We start from the raw sequence: 4,184 nt of genomic DNA, 5'->3' as shown, positions 1-4,184 counted from the left end.
ATCGTGCCCCCCGGCCAGCACGATATATGGCTCCCCCCGCAGCGCTTCCCTGAGGCCATGCGCATCCAGATCCCGTTCCTTGAACCCGATGTAGACCAGCGCCACACGCCCGCCCTGCCCCTCGACCAAGGCATTGGTCGCCAGGGTCGTCGACAGGGAAGCCAACGAAACGTCCTCCGGCGGGATTTCCGCTTCGGCCAATACGGCCCGCACCGCGGCGCCGACCCCGATGGACAGATCATGGCGCGTGGTCAGCGCCTTTGCAGAGGCGATCACCTCCTCCTCATCCCGGAGCAGGACGGCATCGGTATAGGTGCCCCCTGTGTCCACTCCTAACAGGATCGTCATGCAGGCAACCTTTCGTTCATGCGGGGTATTTCACGGCATCCAGCCGTTTGCAGGCCCAGCGGGCGGCATCCGCCACCGTGGGGTCCGGATCGCAAAGCAGTGCCGACGCAGCAGCCCTGAGCCGCGGCGCACCGGAGTTTCCGATGGCATAGAGCACATTGCGAACAAAACGGTCACGCCCGATCCTCTTTATGGGGGAGCCGGAAAATCGTTGCCGAAACCGCGCATCGTCCAGACCGGCGAGTTCCGCCAGATCGGCGGGCTCCCGATGGCGGCCGAGATAGCGTTCATCGCTGCTCGGCACCGCGAACTTGTTCCAGGGACAGACGGCGAGGCAATCATCGCAGCCGTAAATGCGATTGCCCATTTTCGCCCGCAGTTCAGGGTCCACCGGCCCTTTATGTTCGATCGTCAGATAGGAAATGCAGCGCCGGGCATCCAGCTTGTAGGGACCGACGAAAGCCTGCGTGGGGCATACATCCAGACATGCCCGGCAGGATCCGCAATGGTCGGCTTCAGTAGCGTCGGGCGGCAGGTCCAGCGTGGTGAATATGGCCCCCAGAAAGACCCAGTTCCCGAAATCGCGGCTCAGCAGGTTGCTGTGCTTGCCCTGCCACCCCAGCCCCGCCGCCTGGGCAAGCGCCTTTTCGGAGACCGGTGCGGTATCCACGAAAACCTTGATCTCGCATCCTGTTTCCTCCACCAGCCAGCGCCCCAGACGCTTCAGCCGTTTCTTCACCACATCGTGGTAATCGCGCCCTTGGGCATAGACGGAAATCGCTCCCCTTTCGGTAGCGGTGAGCGTGTCCAATGGGTCATGCACCGGCGCATAACTTTCGGCCAGCATGATGATCGTGCGTGCTTCGGGCCAGAGCGCGCCGGGGTCCCCGCGCCATGTCATGCGATCGGCGAGCCACGTCATCTGCCCATGATAGCCGCCGCCCACGTAGTCGCGCAGGCGCTCTGCCGCCTCTGGCGCCGCATCGGGTCTGCACATGCGGCAGGCCACGAAACCTTCGCCCCGGGCGCGGGCGACAATGCGGGCTTTCAGGTCTTGGCTACTTTCGGTCAAGAATACCTTCCGGGCGCCGGGCGCGAAAACCCGGCGCGGGCTGCGTCAGAAATCCAGATTGTTGTAATGCAGGGGCGGCGGAAAGCCCGGCACCTGATCCGCAAGGATGGACCGGAACGCGGGGCGCGATTTGATCTTGGCGTACCAGTCCTTGACGCTGCTGTTCCGATTCCAGTCCACGTCCGAGATGTAGTCGAGCGAGGACAGATGCGCCGCCGCCGCGAAATCCGCAAGGGTCATGACATCGCCCGCCAGCCAGCGGCGGTGATCGAGCAACCAACCCATGTAATCGAGGTGATACTTGATCGCCTTGGCACCGGATTTCACGTTGCTGCTGTCGGGATAGCCCATCTTCATCATCTTCTTATTGACCCGCTCGTAGAGCAGTTTCGACGTCACTTCATGATGAAACTTGTCGTCGAACCAGTTCACGAGGCGGCGGGCCTCCAGCCGTTGGAGCGGATCGCGGGGCAGCAGGCTGGGCTCAGGACGGGTCTCTTCGATATATTCGCAGATCGGCCCGCTTTCGGACATCATGATCCCATCGAGCCGCAGGACGGGCACCTTGCCTGCCGGGTTGCGCCGAAGAAAATCCGCATCCGCTTCCCAGTACCGTTCTTCGACCAGCTCAACCTCGATCTTCTTCTCGGCGAGGCTGAGCCGGACTTTCCGGCAGAATGGCGACAGGGCAACGTGAAACAGGCGAGCCATGAGAGGTTCCGAAACTATGGAGACTGGGCACTTCCATGCCCGGAAAAGGCAGTCAATTCAACTCTCGAAACAATCCGCGCGGCCATCCCTGCTGATTGTCGCCGCGCCATCCGCGATCTGCGCGGCGCGGCTGCGCACGAAACCGGAAGGCTGCGAGGCCGAGCGATCCTTCGGGTCCGGCAGGATCGCGGCGAGCCGTGCGGACTGTGCCCGCGACAGATCAGACGCGGGGATACCGAAATAGTGGCGGGCCGCCGCCTCAGCGCCGAAAACGCCTTCGTCGAACTCCGCGATATTGAGGTAGACCTCCAGTATCCGCCGCTTTGTCCAGATCGCTTCGACCAACGGGGTCGCCAGCGCCTCCATCGCTTTGCGCGGCCATGACCGCCCATGCCAGAGGTAGACGTTCTTGACCGTCTGCTGGCTCAGCGTCGAAGCGCCGCGATTGCTGCCCTGTTCGATCGCCCGCCGGATCGCCGGCAGGTCAAAGCCCCAATGGCGGCAGAAATTCGCATCTTCCGCCGCGACCACCGCGCGCCGCATCTCGGGTGAGATCCGGTCAAGCGATACCCAGCGCTGATCCACGCTCCCCAGGCGGCGGGCTTCCGACATCATGTAGACATTCGTGGGCGGGTTGAAGATCGCCCCCAGCACCACCAAAAGCACCGCGATGAGGAAAACCACCGAAACACCCCGAAGCGCCCACAGCGTAACCCTGCGCCCGAAGGGCCGCTTCGCCGGCTTGGCGGATTTGCTTTTGCTTCGGGTCTCGACGGTGCGGCGGGTCATGGGGCAGCTATAGGCCGGGCGGCCGGCTTTGTGAACGCCCCTAGCGCGGGCCGATCACCTTCGCGAGGTATGTGCCGATCACGGCAGAGCCCCGCGCCGAGGGATGCGTGTTGTCAAAGGCGAAATTCTCCGGATTGGTGTTGTCGAACACATCTTCGGCATCCCGGAAGGTCGCCCAGTCGCGCCCGGCGGCAAATCTGTTCATGCGGGAATCGAGCTCCACCAACTCGTCCCGGCACCCTTCGAAGGAACCCTTCCCCGAGCCTGCGTAATATCCCATCCACAGGATCTGGGCACCGCTTCGCTGGCGAAGCTGCGCAAGGAACGACGGAATACTGCCGCTCTGCCCGTCCGCAGAGACAAGCGCATCGACAACCGGGCCGCAGGCTCCGCAGTCGCAATCCGAAGAGACATCATTCGCGCCCCCGTTCATCACGATCCAGTTCCAGCGCCCGCCCGGATACTGCCGCTGGATGTCGAAACCGGCCGCACTCGCCAACGATGAGTCGTTGTCGAACTGGGCCCCCGGCACCGCGCGGTTCACAACCTTCCGGTCAAGCACCTTGCCGACGACATCGGGGATCGCGCGGTCGCTGTTGCCGTTCCACCAAAGCACGCTGTCGCCAATGGCGAGGATATCGCCGCCGCCGCGGGGCGCGGGATCACCACATCCGGACAGGACGAGCCCCGTGACCAACGCAAGACACAACCGCAACATAGGATACCTCCACTGACAAGCCTGACCCGCAAGCTAGCATGCTATGCCGGATATCAAACTGTCATTTCGGTGAGGAGGTAGGGAACGGCGCCCCGCATGGCGGGACGCCCTCTGTTGTTACTCTGCCGGGACGGCGGCGCGTTCGACGCCGATGGGTGCGGGAAGATGCGCCAACATCTCCTTGGGGCAGACCTGCAGGAAATGTTCCTTCTCCGTCTCCCAGTGCTGCAGGATGTCACCCGCCCGGCGGCTTCCGGTTTCCTTCAGATGCCGCTCCAGCAGTTCCTTCAGCTCGGATGTCCAGTGATCCACGGTGACCGGGCATGTAACGATCGTTTCGACGTTCATCAGCGCCTGGGCCTGTCCTTCCGGATCGTAGAGGTAGGCCATGCCGCCGGTCATACCGGCAGCGAAGTTCGCACCGATATCGCCAAGGATCACCGCAACACCGCCAGTCATGTATTCACAACCATTGCTGCCGCAGCCTTCGATCACGACCCGCGCGCCCGAGTTACGCACCGCGAAACGCTCACCCGCGCGACCGGC

General features: G+C 63.2%; 6 protein-coding genes. All 6 read right to left on the bottom strand.

Annotation, left to right across the window (positions count from 1 at the left end):
* On the bottom strand, positions 1-348 hold a 348-nt coding region (locus A3764_RS20140), incomplete at its 3' end, for a hydantoinase/oxoprolinase N-terminal domain-containing protein (RefSeq protein WP_330220548.1).
* Positions 349-364: 16 nt separating this feature from the next.
* Positions 365-1,420, bottom strand: a complete 1,056-nt coding sequence (queG, locus tag A3764_RS20135) for a tRNA epoxyqueuosine(34) reductase QueG (RefSeq protein WP_067921354.1) — start codon at positions 1,418-1,420, stop codon at positions 365-367.
* A gap of 45 nt (positions 1,421-1,465) precedes the next feature.
* Positions 1,466-2,131, bottom strand: a complete 666-nt coding sequence (gene fzlA / locus A3764_RS20130; RefSeq protein ID WP_067921356.1) for an FtsZ-binding protein FzlA — start codon at positions 2,129-2,131, stop codon at positions 1,466-1,468.
* Positions 2,132-2,188: 57 nt separating this feature from the next.
* Positions 2,189-2,920, bottom strand: a complete 732-nt coding sequence (mtgA, locus tag A3764_RS20125) for a monofunctional biosynthetic peptidoglycan transglycosylase (protein WP_067921358.1) — start codon at positions 2,918-2,920, stop codon at positions 2,189-2,191.
* Positions 2,921-2,960: 40 nt separating this feature from the next.
* Positions 2,961-3,638 carry an SGNH/GDSL hydrolase family protein gene (locus A3764_RS20120; protein ID WP_067921360.1) on the bottom strand — a complete coding sequence of 226 codons (678 nt, stop codon included), beginning with the start codon at positions 3,636-3,638 and terminating at the stop codon, positions 2,961-2,963.
* A 117-nt stretch (positions 3,639-3,755) separates the two neighbouring features.
* On the bottom strand, positions 3,756-4,184 hold a 429-nt coding region (locus tag A3764_RS20115), incomplete at its 5' end, for a hypothetical protein (RefSeq protein WP_150122327.1).

The organism is Sulfitobacter sp. HI0129 (genome assembly GCF_001635395.1).
Lineage (GTDB): Bacteria > Pseudomonadota > Alphaproteobacteria > Rhodobacterales > Rhodobacteraceae > Sulfitobacter.
Note: the sequence above shows the minus strand (reverse complement) of the source record. Positions and strands in the feature narration are given on the sequence as shown.

What these genes read in the sequence shown, in the direction of transcription:
- mtgA (WP_067921358.1), bottom strand. Translation starts at nt 2,920, where the DNA reads ATGACCCGCCGCACCGTCGAGACCCGAAGCAAAAGCAAATCCGCCAAG.
- A3764_RS20120 (WP_067921360.1), bottom strand. Translation starts at nt 3,638, where the DNA reads ATGTTGCGGTTGTGTCTTGCGTTGGTCACGGGGCTCGTCCTGTCCGGA.
- fzlA (WP_067921356.1), bottom strand. Translation starts at nt 2,131, where the DNA reads ATGGCTCGCCTGTTTCACGTTGCCCTGTCGCCATTCTGCCGGAAAGTC.